This window comes from Mucilaginibacter roseus (genome assembly GCF_021215455.1).
In the GTDB taxonomy this organism is placed as follows: domain Bacteria; phylum Bacteroidota; class Bacteroidia; order Sphingobacteriales; family Sphingobacteriaceae; genus Mucilaginibacter; species Mucilaginibacter roseus.
Genome location: NZ_JAJPWV010000001.1, coordinates 305,342 through 326,174 on the forward strand (window position 1 = coordinate 305,342; position 20,833 = coordinate 326,174).

Consider the following 20,833-nt stretch of genomic DNA (forward strand, 5'->3'; position numbering starts at 1 on the left):
TATAAATGGGCTAAGTGTTTACTTAGTCCATTTATTATTCCTCTGTTTTTTATTCATAATATCTTCCGCCTCTTCAATATCATCTTCGTCGGCCTCAGGGCCATCCTGCACACGCTCGAGGCGTTTGTTGAATATCAGGTGGGTAAATATTGGATAATGGTCTGATCCATTGAAGGGCAGGCGGCGCATCTGCACCAGTCCAAATTCGGCGGAACAAAAAATATAATCAAGCGGAAAGCGTAAAAACCAATGATTGGCAGAAAAGGTGCTGTAAAAACCACGGCCTTTACGTACATCAAGCAAGTCACTTACCTTGCTGAATAGTGTAGTGGTATAGCTCCAGGCCACGTCGTTCAGGTCGCCGAAAACCAGAATGGGCAACTCGCAATCACGGGCTTTTAAAGCTATCTTCATCAACTCTTTATCCTTGGCGGTAGAGTATAGGCTTTCGCCTGGCACCGGTGGCTCAGGATGCAAGCCCCACAGTTGTACCTTTACGCCGGATGGTAAATGGATTATGGCTTCTATAGACGGAATGTCGTTTTTGATGAGGTAGTTTACCCTGGCGTCGCTCAGCGGAAAGCGGCTATAAAACAATAAACCATAAGTGTTATCCAGCGGCGCTTTAAGCATGTGCGGGTAATCAGCCTCAAGTTGTTTTACCCCGGCTTCCCATTTTGTATCGGTTTCCAGCAGGAAGATTACGTCCGGATCTACAGTTTTTATCTGGTCAAGCAAACGTTGATATTGGGTATTGTCCTGGAATACATTGGCCGATAACACCTTGATCTCGTTTTTTGCATCGCGGCTTTTAATACTGCGTACCTCTTTAGGGGCAAAAACTGTATAGTTATATATTTTAAAAATGAGGTAAAGTATGGCAATGCAAAGCGCTGCAATGGCGTAAATGTTTATTTGTTGGGTGATAGAATAAAATATTCCCCAGCCAATAAATATTCCCACGCATATTAAAAATTTTTGAAAGCGGGGGTATTCCAGCGAGCGGAATATCCAATAGCTGTGTTTAATGAGCGGCAAAAATACAAGCAATACAAGCAGAAAACTTGTGACGGTTAAAGCTAAATACATAGTTTGGGTTCAAGGTACTTTACCTATGCCGGTTTTGCACCATTAAATTACTGCTATTAAATGTTATAACGGTAAAGTTGTTTTAATTATTTATGTTTGATAACCTTATTATGAAAAAATACAACCTTATCCTCAAAATTATCTCGTCGTTGCAAATAGCAGGCGGGGTGCTTGGCCTATTGTTGATTGCCGAAATGCTTATTAACACCGGAAGTATAAATGGTGCCTTACTTCTCATATTTATGTTCGGATTGTCGCTTTTTATATTCTCTATACGTGCTGGAGTGGGGCTATTGCGCAATGAGAAATATGGAGCCTTGCTAACCATTATTAATCAATGTCTGCAAATAGTGCATTGGCGCATGCTTGGTTACGGTTTAAGCTATAGTTCAGCCTTTGAGTTTGTAGTGGGTATAAAGGATGGCGGACCTAACTTCAATATTGGTTTAATGAAATCAAACTTCGCCATGTTCATCCGGTCAGATGGTGCTTTTACAATGCAGTTAAACATGGTAGCCATAGCTATGCTGGCTATCGTAATAATATCTATTTATAACAATAAGGTGCAGAAAAAGGTAGATATGATAGTGGCTGAAAAACCGGTATTGGAAGACATCGCCTAATTATATAATAATACTATATATCCCCGCTAAGAAAAACAGAACGCCGGCAATAAAAGGGAAATAATCGAATAGCTTAGTATTATTATGATTGATTATGAACTTACGGAAATCAATAGTGTCATAATATATTTCAACTTGTTCATTTTGCTCGAATACTTTAAAGTTGTAGCCAAAGTCAGATTTCAATCTACGTAATTTACCCTCATTGTCTTCAAATTCGATTATTGGATAATAAATAGTCTTACTAATTGAGCCGTACATACGACCGAGCTCGTGGTCAGCGACAATACCAATAGTTTTTATTCCGTTCTTTAAAAGATATTCTTTTTGCCGTTTCTTTAACAAACCGTACGCGAGGCCAACAATACCAATCAAAATAAAAAGCAAAGCCTGGTAGTTAGCGTCTAAGAATTCCATCATAGCTTAACCAATTGCTCGGTTTCAATCTTCTTCTGTAGTTCGAGGATAGCACCTATCAGTGCTTCAGGGCGTGGCGGACAGCCTTGTACGTAAACATCAACGGGTATCACACGGTCAACCCCTTTTACTACATGGTAACCATGTTGCCAGTAAGGGCCGCCGCAGTTGGAGCATGAGCCCATAGAGATCACATATTTTGGGTCGGGCATTTGCTCGTACAGGCGTTTAATGCGCTCGGCCATTTTAAAGGTAACGGTGCCCGCAATAATAATTACATCTGCCTGGCGTGCCGATGGACGAGGAAATACACCAAACCTGTCCAGATCATAAGTTGAAGCCATAGAACCCATCATCTCGATAGCGCAGCACGCAATACCAAAACTTAATGGCCACAGGGATGACATACGTGCCCAGTTGAGCAGATCGTTCATTTTGGTTACTACTACACCACCGCTTTCATTTGTTATATCAGGCGTCATTTCCGGGCTTTTTAAAAGTTGGTTTAAACATAGGTTTTCGCACAGGGGCTTCGGCAGTTGTAGCGGGTGCTGCTGCAACTGTTTGTGCCATAGGTTCAACTAACTGTTCGGTACTAAAAGGCCTAACGGTGTAAACGCTTTGCTGCAAGTTTAGTTGCTCATATAATGCTGCGGGAATGCGGGTATCAGTAGTTGGTATGGCTTGTTTAGGCTTAATATATTCCAGATCACCTTTGCGCCATACGTAAACTAAACCTAATATCAGGATGCCTAAAAAGATGAACATTTCAGCCAGCGCGAACCATCCCCAGCGGTTATCGGCGGCTATCAGTTCGTGATTGCCAAACACTGTAGCCCAAGGGAAAACGAACACCATTTCCACATCAAACAGCAAAAATATGAGGGCTATAACATAAAAGCGGGAGTTGAATGGTAACCATGCGCTGCCGGTTGGTTCTTCTCCGCACTCGTAAGATGACAGCTTAAGATCGTTAGGGTTTTGCCTTGATAACAGCTTATTTAAAAAAAAGGTTAAGCCCACGGCTAAAAAACCGACAATTAAAAATATCAGTATCTTGCCAAATTCGGATATTTGCGAAACCTCGTGCATGACAGCAAATTTAAAAAAACAAACAGACTTTGACGCTATAATAATTGGAGCGGGCGCCTGCGGACTCATGTGTGCCGTGCAGGCCGGCTTTTTAGGCAAGCGTGTATTGATATTGGAAAAGAACGACCGCCCCGGTGCCAAAATACTCATCAGTGGTGGCGGCAGGTGTAATTATACCAACCTGTACGCCTCGGCGCAGCAATTTATCTCACAAAACCCACACTTCTGTAAGTCGGCCTTCGCGCAGTGGACGGTAGATGATACCATCGGTTTTTTTGAAGCCTATGGCATCAGCGGAAAAGAAAAAACACTTGGCCAATTATTTCCTGTTACTGATAAAGCCCGCGATATTGTAAATGTTTTTGCCAACCTATGTGCCGATCTGGAGCAGCAAATTTGGTATAATACTACCGTGAAAGCAGTTGAACAGGCTAACGATGCTTTTGAAATAACCTATGAGCGGCATGATCGCGAACAAAAAATATTGGCGCCAAAAGTAGTTATGGCTTCAGGTGGGTTGCCGGTTGTTAAGCTGGGCGCTACGGATATCGGGATGCGCATAGCACGCAAATTCGGAATGGCGGTTGTTGATACGGCTCCTGCACTGGTACCGTTAACTATTACCGGTAAGGATCAGCCCTGGTATGAGAAACTTTCCGGCAACAGTATTTTTTGCCGGGTGTGGAATGAAAGGATCAGCTTTGAGGAGAATATTTTATTTACGCATTGGGGATTAAGCGGCCCGGCCATATTGCAAATATCATCATACTGGAAACCGGGTGAGTTTATTTACATCGACTTGTTACCACAGCAAAACATAACAGAGCTGATTCAGCAGGAACGTGTAGTAAACGGTAAAAAAACGTTGCTTGCTTTATTGTCGGGCCTTTATACCCGCAAGTTTGCCGATGCGCTGGCAGACAGGCTGCCGGTGCAAAAAAATCTGGCATCGTTAAGTAAGGCAGATATTGATCTGATTGAAAACCTAATACATCAATTTAAGGTAAAACCTGCCGGCGATAAGGGTTACGATAAGGCCGAGGTGATGCGCGGCGGGGTATCTACCGATGAACTGTCTTCCAAAACGCTGGAAGCTCAAAAAGTACCCGGCCTGTATTTTGGCGGCGAATGTGTTGATGTAACCGGCTGGCTGGGCGGTTATAATTTTCAATGGGCATGGGCAAGCGGTTTTGTTATAGCGCAGGCGCTATAAGCCAAATTGGCAAAAGTTTATAATTGGCCCGAATTTTATCATCTTTGCTAATATTAATATAACATCTATGTTGTTTGAGCAAATACGGCAAAAGCCGTTCTTCATATTGGGTCCCTGTGTTATGGAAAACCAGGAACTGCTGTATACCGTTGCCGAAAAGGTTGCCGAGGTAGGGCAAAAATTCAATGTGCCGGTAATATTCAAATCATCGTTTGATAAGGCTAACCGTACATCCATTCACTCATACCGTGGTCCGGGTTTAGAGAAAGGTTTAGAGATGCTGAACAATGTAAAGGAGCGCTTTGGTTTACCTATATTGACTGATATTCATGAGAGTCACCAGGCATCAGTGGTGGGCGAGGTGGTTGATGTTTTGCAGATCCCGGCTTTTTTGTGCCGCCAAACCGATCTGCTGGTGGCTGCCGCGCAAACCGGTAAAATTGTGAACGTTAAAAAAGCGCAGTTTCTTTCAGGGGCTGATATGTTTTATCCTGCTCAAAAAGTTATCGAAGCCGGTAATAACCAGGTGATATTGACCGAGCGTGGCAACATGTACGGCTACAATAACCTGGCGGTTGATTTCAGGAATATATATGACATGAAGGCCTTTGGCCACCCGGTATGTATGGATTGTACCCACTCGGTACAGCGCCCGGGCGGTGCAGGCGGCAAAACCGGTGGCGACCGTACCTTTGTACCTATGATGGCCCTTGCCTCAAAAGCATTTGGAGCCGACGGTTATTTTATGGAAGTACACCCTGACCCTGACAACGCCCTGAGCGACGGACCCAATATGCTCAAACTCCACGATCTGGAAAAAGTAATAGCAACATTGGTTTAAATAGTAAAGGGCAAGTAATTAATTACAAAATTTCTGCCCATCCCATAATTCTGTAAATTCCGGTTCAAGACGAATGAAAACCATAGCCAAAAGAGTATTTGATATCGAGATAGAATCGCTAACGCATGTAGCCGGTTTGCTTGATGATGCTTTTGATGCCGCTATAACCACCATACTTGGCAGCAGTGGCAAAACCATTGTTACCGGCATAGGTAAATCCGGCCTTATCGGAAAAAAAATAGCGGCTACACTGGCCAGCACCGGCACACCCAGTTTTTACATGCATCCGGCTGAGGCATTTCATGGCGATCTGGGGATGATCAGTGAGCATGATGTGGTGATCCTGATCTCGTACTCCGGCGAGTCTGACGAGGTATTGAAACTCATACCTTTTCTTAAATGGCATAATAATATTATTGTGGGCATTACCGGCAACCCTGCGTCAACCGTCGCTAAAAACAGCCATCACCACCTTAACGTTAAAATAACCCGGGAGGCTTGTCCGCTTGAATTGGCGCCAACCTCATCAACCACAGCCATGCTGGTTATGGGCGATGCCCTGGCCATAGCGCTGATGGAAGCCCGTAATTTTAAACATGAGGACTTTGCACGTTTTCATCCGGGGGGTAGCCTGGGACGTAAACTACTGACAAAGGTAAGAGATATCATGCGGACGGATAACCTGCCTTATATTGATAAGGATGCGTCCTTTACGGATCTGCTGATGCGCATGTCGGCAGGGCGTTTGGGTATGGTAATGGTGGGCAGCAGCGCGGCCATTGAGGGCATTGTTACCGATGGCGATCTGCGTCGCGCATTGATCAGGAACAGTGATACTACAACCTTAAAAATAGCGGATATCATGACCACATCGCCCATCATCATCGGTAGTGACGAACTGATGAGCAATGCCGAGCAGTTGATGATCGATAAAAAAATCACCACGGTTTTGGTAGGCGATGCCGAAAGCCGCGCTATTGAAGGCGTTTACCAAATCTACAACCAGTAAAAACAAAATACAGGTTGCCTGTATTTATGCATAATTGAACTTATTCAACCTGAATGCTGTTATCGCAGTGTGCTTATTTATACAATGACAGATACCCTTAGTCCTTCATCCGTTTTTACTACACCTCAAAAGGTTCAGATAGCTATTATTGGGCTTGGTTATGTAGGCTTGCCATTAGCGGTAGAGTTTGCAAAAATATACCAGGTTTGGGGTTTTGATATCAGCAACGCGCGCGTCAGCGAATTGCTTGAGGGGCATGATCGTACGTTGGAAATTGAAGAGAGCGACTTAAAATCTGTACTGAACAAAGGCAATGAATATGGATTGCAGCTTACTTCTGACCCGAATGCTATCCGCGATTGCAACGTGTATATCATATCAGTACCCACTCCTACCGACAGGCATAACCGCCCGGACTTGAGCCTTATAGAAAAGGCCAGTGAAACTGTTGCCGGTGTGCTGAATGAGGGTGATGTTGTAATTTATGAGTCGACGGTTTACCCAGGAGTAACTGAAGAGGTATGCGTGCCGATACTGGAGCGAGTTTCGGGATTAAAATTTAATCAAGGCTTTTTTGCCGGTTATTCGCCGGAGCGTATTAATCCGGGAGATAAGGTACATACGCTGACAAACATCCTCAAAATTACATCCGGTTCAACACACGAAGTGGCTGATTTTATTGATGGTTTGTACCGTAGCATTATAACCGCAGGTACGCACAAGGCACCGAGCATCAAAGTGGCCGAGGCCAGTAAGGTTATTGAAAATGCCCAGCGCGATATAAACATTGCTTTTGTTAATGAGCTATCTAAGATATTTAACCTTTTAGGTATTGATAGCAATGATGTGCTCGAAGCTGCCGGTACTAAATGGAACTTCTTAAAATTTAAACCGGGCCTGGTAGGTGGGCATTGTACCGGTGTCGATCCTTATTACTTAGCTCAAAAGGCCCAGGAAGTGGGTTATCATCCGGAAATAATATTGGCCGGCCGCAGGCTCAACGACGGCATGGGCACTTACGTGGCGCTTGAGGTAATCAAGCTGATGGTAAAAAACAGCATCCCCGTAAAGAATGCAGACGTGCTGGTTCTGGGTTTCACCTTTAAGGAGAATTGCCCCGATGTTCGCAACACCCGCGTTATTGACATTGTAAAAGTGCTCGACGAGTTTGAGACTAATTATATAGTGTATGATCCCTGGGCTAACCCGGCCGAGGTAGCAGCGGAGTATGCTATCACTACGGTTGCCGATGAGCAGCCATTAACTAAACAGTATGATGCTATTATTGTTGCTGTAGCCCACGGTCAATTCCTCTCGCTCGATTACACTACGTTAAAAAAAGATCATAATTCTGTGATTTATGATTTAAAGGGTTTGCTTGATAGAAACATTATCAACGGCCGGTTGTAATGGTAAAAGGCTAACAAATTAAATATTTAAAAAATATTTATATTTAATATTAAATTAATTTCAGATGATGCTTTGCGGGTAGATATTTGAATATTAATTAATCTGTATTCCTTAAGTGAAAAGGTTAATTTATGCGATTTTATTAGCGGGGGAATTTAATTTTCTTAATTTTGTTATTGTCAGGGCTGAAAATTCATAATATTAAGGTTTAAATTTTAAAAACTTGATAATTTTTAGCTGTCTAATTTACAGTTATTCGCTTCTATGATTCATAGGTATACTACTTTTATTAAAGCTATCAACCTAACTATCGATTACATCATATTGAATTTAAGTATGGTGATCGCTTATTTGATAGAAGATAAATCATACATCTCTTGGATCAGCAACAAAAACTACCTGCCCATCGTACTGGTATTTAATCTGATATGGCTGCTTTCGGCAAATATTACCGGCCTTTATGAGCATGTGTTGAATAAGGATTCCATCCGTACCTACCGGGGATTAATAAAAACTTATTTTTTATTTGTAAGCTTTATTTGTTTTACCATAATCATACTTATAGGTACCAAGGCTTATTTTATCACCCGCGAATATTTATTCTACTCGCTGGCCTTATTCGGATTTTTGTTAGGTTTCTGGAAATTGATCTTCCTTAGCATCCGCCGTAGCGACCGGGCTTTGTTGCTTGATTCGCGCAGTGCCATTATAATAGGAGCCGGGCGTATAGGTAATGATCTGGCTAACTTTTTTAATACCAACCCCAGCCGGGGCTATCGTGTGGTAGGCTTTTTTGATGATAATCCTGCCAAGTTACGTAACGAGGAGCTCTATCTGGGTAATACGAATGATAGCATCAGCTACGCGATAAGTAACCGTGTAGATGAGATATTTTGTACGCTGCCAAGTACCGAAGCGCAGAAAATAGAACGTTTAATGCTTGAGGCTGATAAAAACCTGATCCGTTTTAAGTTTATACCCGATTATTACGATTACGGTATAAAGCCAACGCTGATACAAAGTTTTGGGCATATCCCGGTTATATCCATCAGGCCCGAGCCTTTAGAGAATATTTTGAACCGTGCCATAAAACGTTTTTTTGATATCGGTTTTTCACTGTTCATTATTTTGTTTGTATTCAGTTGGTTATTTCCGATACTGGCTATCATCATTAAAATGCAATCAAAGGGGCCTGTATTTTTTGTGCAGGCACGTTCGGGCCGTGATAATAAGTCATTCAACTGCTACAAGTTTCGCAGTATGAAGGTTAACAACGATTCGGATAAAAAGCAGGCCACCAAGGATGATGACCGTGTAACCAAGATTGGTAAGTTTATGCGCAAAACCAGTTTAGACGAGTTGCCGCAATTTTTTAACGTATTGATAGGCAACATGTCCGTAGTAGGGCCGCGCCCGCACATGCTTAAGCACACCGAGGAATACTCGGCACTTATAGACCGCTTTATGGTACGCCACTTTTTAAAGCCTGGTATTACCGGTTGGGCACAGGTACGCGGCCTTCGCGGCGAAACCAAAACCACCGAGGATATGATGGCCCGTGTAGAAGCGGACGTATGGTACCTGGAGAACTGGTCATTCCTCCTGGATATGAAGATCATCTTCCTGACATTCTGGAACGCGGTACGCGGCGAAGAGAATGCATACTAATATTAAGTAAAAAATAATTGCAAGAGGATTAGCTACTTACCTTAAAAGTTTAAAATCTATTTTAATAATAAGTAAATAAAGCTATCTTTGCAGCCTGTAAAAATCCTAATGCGGAAGTGGCGTAATTGGTAGCCGCACCAGACTTAGGATCTGGCGCCGCGAGGCGTGGGGGTTCGAGTCCCTTCTTCCGCACAACAGACATAAAAGCAGCCTTATCGGGCTGCTTTTGTTGTTTTAAGGTTATTTTATGCCTTCCCGGTGAAAAATATCAATACTTTAAAGCATCTTATTTATTATTTTTGAAGAATGACCGATCTGAACGAATATGAATGTGAGATGCTGGATGTTATGCTGGAGTCGTTCGGCGTACCGGATAGCCTTACACGTCGGCAAATATTAAGTTTATTTGATCAGGACGAGGCCGCTGCCTTTGCCATGGTACAGGCACTTATACGTGAAGATCTGGTGGTAGTATCGGGCAGCCACGGTGAGTTTGAGTTGCCCGAGAAGCTTATACTTAAACCCAAAGGCGAAAAGTTTTTAAAAGAGGGCGGCTTTACCCGCCGTTACCATTTAGAGCAGCAAAGGCCAAATGAGGTTGGTGGTACGCTTGCCAAGTTGCAGCAGCAAAACATGCGCCTGCAAAACGAGAAACTGGCCAATCAATCGCAGGTAATAGATCTGACAAAAAAATTGCAGTCGCTTAAAATTGGCTTATACATTTGCCTGGCCTTAATTATTATTGCCTTTTTAATAGGCTACGTAGTGGGTAGTAAGTAATATGTAAACAGGCTCTTTATGTTTATTACCTGTCAGCCATCACCATATCCCGTAATGTAATTAAATTATTTACAGCGCCGCCAACGGTGTTGTTAAAGTATGTGTATACCGTTTTTCCGTCATCAAGCCATTCGTTAATATACGAGGCATATTCCGCTAAATAATCATCCGAATAACTGCCGCGGTAGCCGCCTTCCGGCCCGTGAAAGCGCAGGTAAACAAAGTCAGCCGCAGGTTCCAGCAACGGAGAGGCAGAAGCCGGAAGGTCATGTAATACTAAAGTTGCGTTGAAATTTTCCAGCAGTTGATATACCCGGTCAGTATACCACGATTTATGCCTGAATTCGACGGCGGTGTTCCAGTCATTACCGCTATCTTTTGAAATACTCAACAGATATTGCAGCCGATGAACGTGGTTTACCTGTAATGACGGCGGAAACTGTATCAGCAGGCACCCCTTTTTATCGCCAGCCTGCTTAATCACCTCAAAATACCGCGCTACATCAGCCGGATCAAACTCCAAGCCTTTATTGTGTGTTACCTGCCTCCATAGCTTATATGTAAAGCGAAAATTATCCGGTACATCGTCAGCCCATTTTTTGACGGTTGAAGGCATTGGCAGCTTATAAAATGTGCTGTTTACCTCAACTGTATTAAATAAACTGGCATAATAGCACAAACGGCTTCTCTGCTTAAATTCATCCGGAAATTGCAGTTTATTCTTTACTGGCAATTCTACATTGCTCGTACCTGCATAAAACCGGCTAAGTTTTTCAGAATGCATTACTTGCGCAGCGCCTTTATAGTAAGTGCGGTTACAAGGCCGCCAAACAGGTAATAGGCAACCGTCATGCCTGTTGTTCTCGGCGTTTTAGTTACCGGCGCATCACTTAAGCCTATTTTTTCTGGTAGTGTCACCGCTCCTAAACCAGCAGCAAGCCCTAATGCTGCGCCGCGTGCTAATAAATGTTTCTTTTTACCTAAGCCGATGGTGCTGTAGTAGAGCGCATTGCTTATTAAATCGCCACTCAAAGCAGCGGCATAAAGCTTATCGCCGCTAAGTGGTTGCCCGCCTGCTGCTTTAATGGTTTTGTTTACGCCCTCTTCGCCAACCAGGTCAACGCGCGGTGCATCGTGGTCAAATCTTTTAAGGGTTTCGTGTAATATGTTTAAGGCAACTGCACCGGCAACGCCGCCTATCAGGTTTTTAATAATGCTCATAGTTATTTGAATATGCTTTGCGCTTTTTTTAATGTTTTTTCCAGATCGATGCCCTTTCCTAAGGCGCCTTTAAACAGATCGCCGGTTTCCTTAAGCCGGTCTGTAGTATTGTTAATATGAAAATCGCGCATAGTTAATCCCGGCTTAACTTCATCCCAGGTAAGCGGCATTGACACGGTTGCGCCAGGTTTGGGCCGAAGCGAGTAGGGGCAGGCGATGGTTGCGCCCGGCCTGTTCTGTAAAAAATCAAGATACATTTTACCTTTTCGCTTACTTATTATGCGCTCCAAACTGGTATATTCCGGTATCTGCTCATGCACCAGTTGAACTATTAGCTTGGCAAACATTTGGGTTTGGTCGTAATCATATTTAGCGCCCATGGGTATGTAGATATGGATACCCGTAGAGCCTGAGGTCTTAGGAAAAGATGGCACGCCGATCGCGTCCAATACTTTGCGTACTTCCTGCGAGGCTTCTATCACCTGGTCAAACGTGTTCTTATCCGGGTCAAGGTCTATCACGCAATAGTCCGGGTTGTCGGGCGATTGCGCGCGACTAAACCACGGGTTCATTTCTATACACCCAAGCGAGGCCATCCATAGCAGGTACGATTCATCAGAGCCAACCAAATACTCCTTATGCTCGCCATCGCTTGTAGTGTAAGGGAAGGTTTTGGTTATCCAATCAGGTGCTTTGCCCTTCACGTCCTTTTGATAAAAACTTTTGCCATGTATACCATTCGGAAAACGGTTGAGCGACATTGGCCTGTCTATCAAATAGGGTAATATATATTCTGCTACGCGATAATAATAGTTAAACATATCGCGCTTGGTGATGCCGTCCTCGGGCCAGTATACTTTGCTCAGGTGAGTAAATTTAATATCGTGCCCGCAAATTTTGCGCACCTGTGTTTCGTCTTTCGGGTTGAGCAGCGTTTTGCGTTCTTTATCCTTTGGCGGTTTTATGGCCTTATGCGATGAGGCTTTAGGTTCGTTCTCCGCTTCATCAACGGTGTCTTTAGTATCCTGCGGAGTTTCAAGCACTACATCCTTAGCTTTTTTATCAACCCGCATGCCTTTAAAGGATGCCTGCCTGAAAACACCATCGCTGGTAACTTCAGCAAAGTTTATTTCGCAAACCAGTTCGGGCTTTAACCAGGTTGGCTTGGCACCCATACGCTGGGGCCTGAAGCGTGACGGTTTATCTACATCCGGCTCTACATCAAACGGAACTTTGTCTGTAATCAGCGGTTTAAACTGTTCCATCATTTCTTTTTGCAGCTTGTCCGAAAAACCGGTGCCTACCTTGCCCGCGTAACGCAGTGTTTTGCCATCATAAACCCCTAATATTAGCGCGCTGAATGCTTTGGATGTACCTGCGTTTTTGGTGAAGCCGGCTATAACCACTTCCTGGCGGCGTTGTACTTTTATTTTAAGCCATTCTTTTGAGCGAAGATCGGATGTGTAAACGCTGCTTGCTTTTTTTGCTATGATGCCTTCCAGACCAATTTTTTCGGCCGCCTCAAAAAATTCGACACCGTTGGCTGCGAACGATTTGCTTTGGCGGATGCGGTCATCATCCGCCGGAATAACGGATTGCAGGATAGCCAATCGCTGTTCCAACGGTAATTGAGTTAAATCTTTACCCTCATACCACAGTATATCAAACACATAATATACCAGGTTGCCATCCGCCTCGCTGCGCCAGTTTTGCAGCGCGCCAAAGTCCGAAGTACCCTTATCGTTCAACACCACAATCTCCCCGTCAATCACCGCGTTAATCTTCCAATCCTTTAAAAGGGTATTTATAGGGTAATACTTATCAAACGGAATATTATTGCGCGAAATCAGCTCGGCGCTGTTCTTGTCAATTACCGCTATAGCCCGGTAACCATCCCATTTTACTTCATAAAGCCAATCCGGGTCGTCAAAAGGTTCGTCAACCAAAGTAGCTTTCATGGGTTTTATTTTGGTGGGAGCCTTTGCTTTGGGTGCCGATTTTAACAGGTCGTCAACATTCAGGTCAGGCTTTTCGCTTTCATGAGTTTCTTTCTCCAACTTGTCATCAGCCATGGCAGGTTGTTGTTTTTTTGCTGCCGATTTTTTCGATGCTTTTTTGGGCTTTTCTAAATCTTCTTCATGACCGTTCTGCCAAACCTTTTCGCTGGTTTTCTCCATGGCCGCAATGGTTTTGCCGGACAATACTGATTTATCGAGCTTGGTAATGTCCTTTTTTGAAGCGAATTCATCTTTGTGTTTGATAAGCAGCCACCCGTTTTCGCCCATACCATGTGTTTTTACCAGCGCAAATTCTCCTTGTAATTTTTCACCATGCAGGCGTATTTTTAATGAGCCTTCTTTTAGTTGCTTGAGTAAATGTTTTTCTTGCGCTTTCTTTCCTTTAATTTCTTCTATAGGCTCATAGGTGCCCTCATCCCAAACTATAACAGTGCCACCACCGTATTCGCCCTTTGGGATAATGCCTTCAAAATTGCGGTAATCAAAGGGGTGGTCCTCAACCATCATGGCCAGCCGTTTGTTTTGCGGGTCGGTTGACGGGCCTTTCGGTACCGCCCAGCTTTTGAGCACGCCATCCATCTCCAACCTGAAATCGTAATGCAAGCGACTGGCGTCGTGCTTTTGTATCACAAACATCAGGTGGTTCTTGTCCTTACTGCGGCCGGCTTTCGGCTCGGAGGTTTTATTAAAGTCGCGTTTCTTTTCGTACTCTTTAAGGCTCATGTTTTTTACCTTTAATTGAATGTTTTTATTAACAATTAAAAGAGCAGCAGGTTTTAAAGCTGATGTATAAACACGTATAAGCCTTAGCAAATTTTTGTAAAACAAAAAAGCCATGGCTTAACCATGGCTTTTGCTTAATGTCGATAATTATCAGGGAGCCTGAAACACCGACGGCAGCTGTGAAAGTTTGAACAGTATTAAAGCAAGAGCACAGAAGCAACCCAAGCCAAGATAAAGCTGATAGTTTTTTCGGGCGCTGATTATTTCTGCTACTTTTCCTGAACCAACTCTGGCATTAAACCTTTGATAATGCCTGAACGCAAGTACCAGTAACGTTACCGGTATTAAAAAGGATAAATAAAACATCGCACTGTTCTTTAGGGTAATCAATTATGAACAGAAAATGCAACTTGTATGCCAGTGCTTTATTTGATTACGCTATTGTATGTTTATACAAGCCCACCAATCCGCTTTGTAACTGGCGCCTGCAGTGCTTGTACTATGTAACGATGTAATAGCTTTAGTTTTAAATAGGCTTAAATGCTTATTTTTGACCACTTTTTCCTATTAATGCAAGCAATTGGTGCTATACGGTATTTGTTGACCCGGTGTATTGGCCTGGCCGTGCTGGTTATTTCTTCACTTGAAGTTTTTGCCAATAGTACCCCCAAAACCGTAGACGATTACGAAAAGCTTGTAATTCAGTATAGGTTTTCTGTTCCTGATTCGGGGATTTTTTACGCCAAAAAGGGGCTTGAGCTTAGCAAACAATTAAACAATAAAAAGGGCGAGGCCGTAATGCTCACGCACTGGGGCATTATTGATGAAAACCAAGGGCGCTTTTCTGCCGCGCGGCAAAAATATCTGAAAGCCATTGAGCTTTATAAGCAGATTAACAGTGATGAAGGCATTGCCGGCGAAATAATCAGGCTGGGCGTGGTAGAGATGCGCCAGGGAAACTTTGATAAGGCTACCGGCTATTTTTTCAGGGCCTTGCGTATGCACGAAAGGAACGATAGCCAACCCGGTATTATGGAGGCTAACGTTACGCTTGCTGAAGCTTACATGGGCCAGTCTGAGTACGATATCGCGCTTAGCTATTTAAAAACTGCCGAAACCATTTCCAAGACCCTTCCGCTAAGTGGCGTTACGCTCTACATTTATAATAATTACGGTGTGGTTTACACGCAAATAGGCGAAATAAAAAAGGCAATCAGTTATTACGAAAAAGGCATAGCGCTCAGTAACGTACCGCAATACGCGGGGCTGAACGTAACCTTGCTCAACGGCCTTGGTATGGCCTATGCCAAGGCGGGTAATACGGCTAAGGCAGCACAAATACAGCTAACATCCTTAGCGCGTGCGCGGCGGATAAAAAACTACCTGCGGGAATTGCAAACGCTAAACGGGCTTGCCGATACTTATAAGCAAAAAGATGCCAATAAAGCGTTGTTATATCTACAGCAAGCCGTAACCCTGGCCTACCAAAAAAAAGCAAGTAAGGTAGCTATTGAAACCTTGCAGCGTATGGCCGCCATCTATCAGCAACAGGGCAACTACAAGGCCGCCTTTGATGTAAGCAGGCGCGAGCGCGCTTTAAGCGACAGCCTTTTCAGTTTAGCCCGTGCCACAGAGGTAGCTAATCTTCAAGCCAGTTATGACCTGCAACGAAGCCGCGCCAGTGTCGAAAAATTGAAATACGTAAATACAGAGCAACGCTTTGAGCAGAAAGTAGTTGTTTTTATTGCGATTGCAGTGATTACTATATTAATTATTGTAGTGGTTTTTTATGCCCGGATACGCGCCTACAACAAGCAATTGCAGCAACTGAATGCAGACCTGACTGCAAGTAACCAAAGTAAAGATAAACTGTTCTCCGTTTTAGGGCATGATCTGCGTGCACCGCTGGCCACATTAAAAAACTTTTTATCGTTACTTGAGGATGACGACCTTACCGCGTCTGAGCGTAAGCAGGTAGTTACGGAATTGCAGCACAATTGCGATTCATCATTAGATGTGCTGAACAAATTATTGCGCTGGGGGCAATTGCAGCTAAAAGGAAAACAAGTAAACCCGGTAAGTTTTGATCCCGCTGAGATTGTTGGACAGAACATACGCTTGTTTAAAAATGCCGCTGCGGAAAAGCAGATCATCATTAACACTAAAATTGCGCTTGGCATAACTTTGTATGGCGATGCCGATCAGTTTGATTTTATTATCCGCAACCTGCTCTCAAACGCTATAAAGTTTACCGGCACCGGGGGGTATATTATGGTGGGATGCATAGCAGGTGCGGCAGAGGGCGAACTGGAGTTTTATGTAAAGGATAATGGCGTTGGTATGCCTGCCGAGCAGGCCGCGCAGGTTTTTAAACGCATAAATACCAGCCAGCGCGGCACACATGGTGAAAAAGGGACCGGCCTGGGTTTAATGCTTTCGCATGAGTTTGTGCTGGCAAACAATGGTACTATCAGTGTAAGCAGCGAGCTCGGCAAAGGCACCAGCTTTACTTTTACATTCGGTTATGCGCTTTAAATAACCGTTATCACAAGTACTTCAGCTTTTCCTCTTCCAGGTCCAGAAATAACAAATGCTTGCGTATCACTTCCTCAGTTATGGCAAAAGTTTCGAGGTTGCGTTTTATGAGCCAGTTGCGTTGCTGCTCCAGTATTTCGCTGTACACATCTTTAGTTTCATCGGGCATGTCAGCGGTGGCTGGTTCCTCACTGTTAAGCCGCCATTTTTGCGCCATTTGCTGCAGCGCCGGATTGTCTTTTAATCCGCCAGGATATTTTTCTTCAAGATGTTTTAACGCAAGTTTATTTAACTGCTTGCGTAGCTTGGCATACATTTTCTCTTCGGGTAGCTTTTCGTCCGGGTCTGTTGGTAGTCCTATTTTACGTATAAGCAAAGGCAGTGTGAGGCCCTGCAAAAGCAGCGTAGTAAGTATTACGATGAAGGTGATAAATAGAATTAGATTTCGTTGCGGAAAAGGTACGCCTTCCTGTAAATGTGTTGGAATAGACAAAGCCGCTGCCAATGAAACCACGCCACGCATACCCGCCCAGCCCAATATCAACGGTGTGCGGAACCCGGGATGCCGGTCGTCTGCCACAGTGATGAAGTTACGGGCGATAAGCGTTACTACTACCGCCCCATAAGCGGCAATTATTCGGGTGATCACCAGTACACCGGTTATAAGCAGGCCGTAGCCAATAGCCGCTTTCATGCTCACGTTCCCCAACTCAGCGGTGATCTGCGGCAGGTCGAGCCCGATAAGTAAAAATACCAGTCCGTTGAGTATAAAGCTCAGGCTTTCCCACACGTTACTACTTCGCAACCGGGCCGTGCTGCTTAAAAAACTATGCCTTCGGTAAGAGAGGAAAAGGCTGCCAGCCACTACGGCAAGCACACCGGAGCTATGGACTTCTTCCGCGCAGATGTAAATGCCATAAGGCGTTACCAGCGTAAGTATAATGTCCATATTGGCATCGGTAGGCAGAATTTTATGCACTTGCATTACGGCGTAGGCTATCAATATGCCGGTTACAATTCCGCCGATAACCATCCATACAAAAGATACTGCGGCTTCATGCCATACAAACTGCCCGGTGCCTACAGCTATAAACGCGAACCTGAATATAATGAGCGATGAAGCATCGTTGAGCAAGCTTTCGCCTTCTAATATCGAGGTCATCCGTTTAGGTACTTTTATAAATTTCAGGATAGCGGCGGTGCTCACGGCATCAGGCGGAGAAACAATGCCGCCTAACAAAAAGCCGAGGGCCAGCGTAAAGCCGGGTATCCAATAGTTGGCAACCCATGCTACCGAAAACGCGGTAAAGAAAACCACTACAAAAGCAAAGCTGCTTATAATGCGCCGCCAGCGCCATAACTCCTTCCATGAGGTTTGCCACCCGGCTTCGTAAAGCAGCGGCGGCAGAAAGATGACGAATATCAGTTCCGAATTAATATGTATTTGGGGGATGCCAGGTATGATGCTAAGGGCAAGTCCGGCCAACACTAACAGAACCGGGTAAGCCACCTTGATACGGTTAGCCAGCATAACAATTAAAACGATGGCAACGGCAAGCGATAGATAGAACGGAAAACTGTCTAACATAAAAATGAAAAAGCAGGTTAGTGAGTAAAGTTAAATTACTTTTTCAAATTCATATGCATAGTTGTACATAAACACTAAACGGTTACTGCAACCAAAAAGATACACGGCGATGTATCGTTATTATTGAACCGGCGTGCTTATTTTTAGCCTTATCACTTACGTTATGAAAAAATATTTACTCATCATATTTGCCGCCTGTGCCGTTAATCAATTGCATGGGCAGTCTCCGGTTATCATTCAAAAGGATGCCGAAATAGCGTCAATGGTAGCTGAGGTATCGGCAGACTCTATGAAAACTAATATAGCCAGGCTGGTAAGCTTTGGTACGCGCAATACCCTTAGCAGCACCACCAACCCGCAAAGGGGGATAGGTGCCGCCCGAAACTGGATATTGAATAGGTTTAAAAGTTTTGCCACCGCTTCGGGCGGTAGGTTTACCGCCAGGTTTGATACCAGCACTTATAAACCCGATGGCAAACGTATTGACAGTACTGTTGTACTAACCAATGTGGTTGGCACCTTAAAGGGGACTGACCCGAATGACCGCCGTGTATTCGTGATCAGTGGGCACATGGATAATATGCGCAGTAATGTGATGGATCGCACCGGCATTGCACCCGGGGCAAATGATGATGGCAGCGGTACCGCCGCGGTTATGGAGTGTGCCCGAATTATGAGCCGACACAAATTTCCCGCTACCATAATTTTTGTGGCCGTGTGCGGAGAGGAGCAAGGGCTGTTGGGTGCCGGGTTTATGGCAGCAAATGCCAAACGCGACAAATGGCAGATAGAAGCAGTGCTGAATAATGACATCATGGGTAGCAATAACAGTAACGAAACCAATATTATCAATAATACGCGTGTTCGTGTTTTTAGTGAGGGGTTATCTGCCTTTGAACTTACCGAGCAAAAGGCCGCAGCCATAAGAGCTATGGGATTAGAGAATGATGGACCTTCGCGGCAATTGGCGCGTTATGTAAAGGAAGTAGGAGAGCGCTATGTAGATAACCTGGAAGTAGTTATGATATACCGCCCTGACCGTTTTTTACGTGGTGGTGATCACCTGCCTTACCAGCAACAAGGATATGCCGCCGTACGCATAACCGAGATGAACGAGAATTTTAATCATCAGCATCAGGACGTAAGGATGGAGAATGGCGTACAGTACGGGGATTTGCCTGAGTTTATGGATTATGAGTATCTGCGTAAGAATACGGCGATGAATTTGAGTAATCTGGCCAATCTCGCCAAATCGCCGCTGGCACCGCAGGATGTTAGCATAGCAGTGGTAGCACTAAGCAATTCTACGGAGCTTAGCTGGAAAGCACCAGGAGGCAAGGTAGCCGGCTATTATGTTTTAATGCGCGAAACAACGAGCTCCGTATGGCAGAAAAAGATATTCACTGCTGATACCAGCATAAAGCTGCCATATTCAAAGGATAATTATTTCTTCGCCGTTCAATCAGTAAGTGCTGCCGGTAACGAGGGCTTGCCGGTTGTGCCAACAGTAAGCCGAAAACGCTAACCCAATTAAAACGATTGTAATTTTCAAGGTACGATTAAGGTGTCGATATCGTAGTTTTGTAACACGAGTTGGGCGATTAGGGGATAACTCACCGAAGGTTTAAACAAATAATGAAAGATCAAATAGATACACTTTTGCTTAAAGCAAAACAAGATACCCTTGCATTTAGCGAGGTGCTTGAATTTATAGAAAAACACTATCAACATACGCCAACCGCATTTAAAAATGGCGATGTTTATAACGAAGCTACACAGAACCAGGGTAGTGCCAAGGTGTTAGGTTTTGCGCAGCTCAATGAGCTAAATGCCGAGAATACTTTGCTTTTATTTGCAGAGCATTATCGTGCTGTATTGGCTGATCCCGAAGGTGAGGCGCATCAAAACATCAGGCAGTTTATGGCTCATGGCTGGGATGGTATCGCTTTTGAAGGCGAGCCGCTTGCCCAAAAGTAACTCATTGCCATTTTAATTTTATAACGATCAATCGTCATGTCATCCGGATTTAAAGAGTATATGAATACGCGTTCCATCAACTTTACCGACGAGGAGTTGAGTATGATAGTTGATGCGGCTACCGTGACTGTAGTTAAGAAGCGGCAGTTATTGCTTAGAGCAGGAGAGATATGTCGTTATAAAATTTTTGTGTTGACGGGTTTACTGAGGATGTATGGCATCGGTGCGGATGGCGAGGAACACATTATGCAATTTACACCGGCCATGGCCTGGATAACGGATGGCGAAAGTTATAACAACCGTATACCATCCAACTACAACATCGAGGCGCTCGAGGATAGCCACGTGATGCTATGGACCAAGGAAAGCTTTGAGGAATTAGTGAAGGCTATACCTTCGCTTAAACGCTTTTCTGATAATTTGATAACGCAATACCTAAATGTTAGCCGCAACCGGCTCTATAAAACCATCAGCGCCACGCCTGAAGAAAAGTATAACTACTTTTTAGAGAATTATCCCGGCATCCTCAACAAAGTACCCTTGCGTATGGTGGCATCATACATCGGTGTTTCACTTAAAACACTGAGCCGCATAAGGCAAGCGCAACTACAGCGTGTTTAAAACAGCGT

Annotated in this window: 19 protein-coding genes and 1 tRNA gene; 12 read left to right on the forward strand and 8 right to left on the reverse strand. The window is 44.1% G+C overall.

Features of this window, described 5'->3' with window-relative positions; translation table 11 throughout:
- Positions 1-18 precede the first annotated feature (18 nt).
- Entirely contained in the window at positions 19-963 is a 945-nt protein-coding gene (locus LT679_RS01355; protein WP_232175104.1) for an endonuclease/exonuclease/phosphatase family protein, read from the reverse strand.
- Between the two features lie 236 nt (positions 964-1,199).
- Here LT679_RS01355 and LT679_RS01360 point away from each other — a divergent pair, with 236 nt between their 5' ends.
- A complete protein-coding gene (locus tag LT679_RS01360; RefSeq protein WP_232175105.1) occupies positions 1,200-1,712 on the forward strand; it encodes a hypothetical protein in 513 nt (170 codons plus the stop codon).
- On the opposite strand, the gene LT679_RS01365 is transcribed toward LT679_RS01360, so the two are convergent.
- From LT679_RS01365 to LT679_RS01375, 3 genes are read right to left on the reverse strand one after another with little or no spacing between them, the layout of a single operon-like run.
- Positions 1,713-2,132 (reverse strand): DUF3592 domain-containing protein, encoded by a 420-nt coding sequence (locus tag LT679_RS01365; protein ID WP_232175106.1) that lies wholly within the window; start codon positions 2,130-2,132, stop codon positions 1,713-1,715.
- Complete coding sequence (locus tag LT679_RS01370) at positions 2,129-2,611, reverse strand: NADH-quinone oxidoreductase subunit B (protein WP_262909225.1); 483 nt, start codon at positions 2,609-2,611, stop codon at positions 2,129-2,131. The genes LT679_RS01365 and LT679_RS01370 overlap by 4 nt, the downstream gene beginning before the upstream one ends.
- Positions 2,601-3,221 carry an NADH-quinone oxidoreductase subunit A gene (locus tag LT679_RS01375; protein WP_232175107.1) on the reverse strand — a complete coding sequence of 207 codons (621 nt, stop codon included), beginning with the start codon at positions 3,219-3,221 and terminating at the stop codon, positions 2,601-2,603. The genes LT679_RS01370 and LT679_RS01375 overlap by 11 nt, the downstream gene beginning before the upstream one ends.
- Here LT679_RS01375 and LT679_RS01380 point away from each other — a divergent pair.
- From LT679_RS01380 to LT679_RS01410, 7 genes are all read left to right on the forward strand, one after another.
- Positions 3,220-4,434 carry a BaiN/RdsA family NAD(P)/FAD-dependent oxidoreductase gene (locus LT679_RS01380; RefSeq protein ID WP_232175108.1) on the forward strand — a complete coding sequence of 405 codons (1,215 nt, stop codon included), beginning with the start codon at positions 3,220-3,222 and terminating at the stop codon, positions 4,432-4,434. The two genes, LT679_RS01375 and LT679_RS01380, sit on opposite strands and share 2 nt — an antisense overlap.
- Positions 4,435-4,501: 67 nt before the next feature.
- Positions 4,502-5,275: a 3-deoxy-8-phosphooctulonate synthase gene (gene kdsA, locus LT679_RS01385; protein ID WP_262909226.1), complete on the forward strand. Its 774-nt coding sequence runs from the start codon at positions 4,502-4,504 to the stop codon at positions 5,273-5,275.
- A gap of 73 nt (positions 5,276-5,348) precedes the next feature.
- Positions 5,349-6,284, forward strand: coding sequence for a KpsF/GutQ family sugar-phosphate isomerase (locus tag LT679_RS01390; protein WP_232175110.1), 936 nt, complete (start codon positions 5,349-5,351; stop codon positions 6,282-6,284).
- Between the two features lie 84 nt (positions 6,285-6,368).
- Positions 6,369-7,694, forward strand: a complete 1,326-nt coding sequence (locus LT679_RS01395; RefSeq protein WP_232175111.1) for a nucleotide sugar dehydrogenase — start codon at positions 6,369-6,371, stop codon at positions 7,692-7,694.
- A gap of 264 nt (positions 7,695-7,958) precedes the next feature.
- Complete coding sequence (locus LT679_RS01400) at positions 7,959-9,362, forward strand: undecaprenyl-phosphate glucose phosphotransferase (RefSeq protein ID WP_232175112.1); 1,404 nt, start codon at positions 7,959-7,961, stop codon at positions 9,360-9,362.
- Positions 9,363-9,472: 110 nt separating this feature from the next.
- Positions 9,473-9,554: transfer RNA gene (locus LT679_RS01405), tRNA-Leu, on the forward strand.
- A 114-nt stretch (positions 9,555-9,668) separates the two neighbouring features.
- Positions 9,669-10,142, forward strand: coding sequence for a hypothetical protein (locus LT679_RS01410; RefSeq protein ID WP_232175113.1), 474 nt, complete (start codon positions 9,669-9,671; stop codon positions 10,140-10,142).
- A 25-nt stretch (positions 10,143-10,167) separates the two neighbouring features.
- Here the strand turns inward: LT679_RS01410 and LT679_RS01415 are convergent, their stop codons facing one another.
- From LT679_RS01415 to ligD, 3 genes are read right to left on the reverse strand one after another with little or no spacing between them, the layout of a single operon-like run.
- A complete protein-coding gene (locus LT679_RS01415; RefSeq protein ID WP_232175114.1) occupies positions 10,168-10,926 on the reverse strand; it encodes a DUF72 domain-containing protein in 759 nt (252 codons plus the stop codon).
- Entirely contained in the window at positions 10,926-11,363 is a 438-nt protein-coding gene (locus LT679_RS01420; RefSeq protein WP_232175115.1) for a hypothetical protein, read from the reverse strand. Before LT679_RS01420 ends, LT679_RS01415 begins: the two co-directional genes overlap by 1 nt.
- Positions 11,364-11,365: 2 nt before the next feature.
- On the reverse strand, positions 11,366-14,104 hold the full coding sequence (ligD, locus tag LT679_RS01425; RefSeq protein ID WP_232175116.1) for a DNA ligase D: 2,739 nt from the start codon (positions 14,102-14,104) through the stop codon (positions 11,366-11,368).
- 570 nt (positions 14,105-14,674) lie between these two features.
- Here ligD and LT679_RS01430 point away from each other — a divergent pair.
- A complete protein-coding gene (locus LT679_RS01430) occupies positions 14,675-16,639 on the forward strand; it encodes a tetratricopeptide repeat protein (protein ID WP_232175117.1) in 1,965 nt (654 codons plus the stop codon).
- Positions 16,640-16,649: 10 nt separating this feature from the next.
- Here the strand turns inward: LT679_RS01430 and LT679_RS01435 are convergent, their stop codons facing one another.
- Positions 16,650-18,227: a Na+/H+ antiporter gene (locus LT679_RS01435; RefSeq protein WP_232175118.1), complete on the reverse strand. Its 1,578-nt coding sequence runs from the start codon at positions 18,225-18,227 to the stop codon at positions 16,650-16,652.
- Positions 18,228-18,390: 163 nt separating this feature from the next.
- Between LT679_RS01435 and LT679_RS01440 the strand changes: the two genes are divergently transcribed.
- From LT679_RS01440 to LT679_RS01450, 3 genes are all read left to right on the forward strand, one after another.
- A complete protein-coding gene (locus LT679_RS01440) occupies positions 18,391-19,752 on the forward strand; it encodes a M28 family metallopeptidase (protein WP_232175119.1) in 1,362 nt (453 codons plus the stop codon).
- Positions 19,753-19,862: 110 nt separating this feature from the next.
- Complete coding sequence (locus LT679_RS01445; RefSeq protein ID WP_232175120.1) at positions 19,863-20,204, forward strand: HopJ type III effector protein; 342 nt, start codon at positions 19,863-19,865, stop codon at positions 20,202-20,204.
- Between the two features lie 36 nt (positions 20,205-20,240).
- The gene (locus LT679_RS01450; protein ID WP_232175121.1) at positions 20,241-20,825 is read left to right on the forward strand and encodes a Crp/Fnr family transcriptional regulator; all 585 of its coding nucleotides are present in this window, start codon (positions 20,241-20,243) and stop codon (positions 20,823-20,825) included.
- Positions 20,826-20,833 lie beyond the last annotated feature (8 nt).

Coding starts and splice junctions, on each gene's coding strand:
- LT679_RS01415 (WP_232175114.1), bottom strand. CDS start 10,926: ATGCATTCTGAAAAACTTAGCCGGTTTTATGCAGGTACGAGCAATGTA.
- LT679_RS01440 (WP_232175119.1), top strand. CDS start 18,391: ATGAAAAAATATTTACTCATCATATTTGCCGCCTGTGCCGTTAATCAA.
- LT679_RS01450 (WP_232175121.1), top strand. CDS start 20,241: ATGTCATCCGGATTTAAAGAGTATATGAATACGCGTTCCATCAACTTT.
- LT679_RS01390 (WP_232175110.1), top strand. CDS start 5,349: ATGAAAACCATAGCCAAAAGAGTATTTGATATCGAGATAGAATCGCTA.
- LT679_RS01365 (WP_232175106.1), bottom strand. CDS start 2,132: ATGATGGAATTCTTAGACGCTAACTACCAGGCTTTGCTTTTTATTTTG.
- ligD (WP_232175116.1), bottom strand. CDS start 14,104: ATGAGCCTTAAAGAGTACGAAAAGAAACGCGACTTTAATAAAACCTCC.
- LT679_RS01410 (WP_232175113.1), top strand. CDS start 9,669: ATGACCGATCTGAACGAATATGAATGTGAGATGCTGGATGTTATGCTG.
- LT679_RS01395 (WP_232175111.1), top strand. CDS start 6,369: ATGACAGATACCCTTAGTCCTTCATCCGTTTTTACTACACCTCAAAAG.
- LT679_RS01445 (WP_232175120.1), top strand. CDS start 19,863: ATGAAAGATCAAATAGATACACTTTTGCTTAAAGCAAAACAAGATACC.
- LT679_RS01370 (WP_262909225.1), bottom strand. CDS start 2,611: ATGACGCCTGATATAACAAATGAAAGCGGTGGTGTAGTAGTAACCAAA.
- LT679_RS01430 (WP_232175117.1), top strand. CDS start 14,675: ATGCAAGCAATTGGTGCTATACGGTATTTGTTGACCCGGTGTATTGGC.
- LT679_RS01400 (WP_232175112.1), top strand. CDS start 7,959: ATGATTCATAGGTATACTACTTTTATTAAAGCTATCAACCTAACTATC.
- kdsA (WP_262909226.1), top strand. CDS start 4,502: ATGTTGTTTGAGCAAATACGGCAAAAGCCGTTCTTCATATTGGGTCCC.
- LT679_RS01375 (WP_232175107.1), bottom strand. CDS start 3,221: ATGCACGAGGTTTCGCAAATATCCGAATTTGGCAAGATACTGATATTT.
- LT679_RS01420 (WP_232175115.1), bottom strand. CDS start 11,363: ATGAGCATTATTAAAAACCTGATAGGCGGCGTTGCCGGTGCAGTTGCC.
- LT679_RS01435 (WP_232175118.1), bottom strand. CDS start 18,227: ATGTTAGACAGTTTTCCGTTCTATCTATCGCTTGCCGTTGCCATCGTT.
- LT679_RS01380 (WP_232175108.1), top strand. CDS start 3,220: ATGACAGCAAATTTAAAAAAACAAACAGACTTTGACGCTATAATAATT.
- LT679_RS01360 (WP_232175105.1), top strand. CDS start 1,200: ATGAAAAAATACAACCTTATCCTCAAAATTATCTCGTCGTTGCAAATA.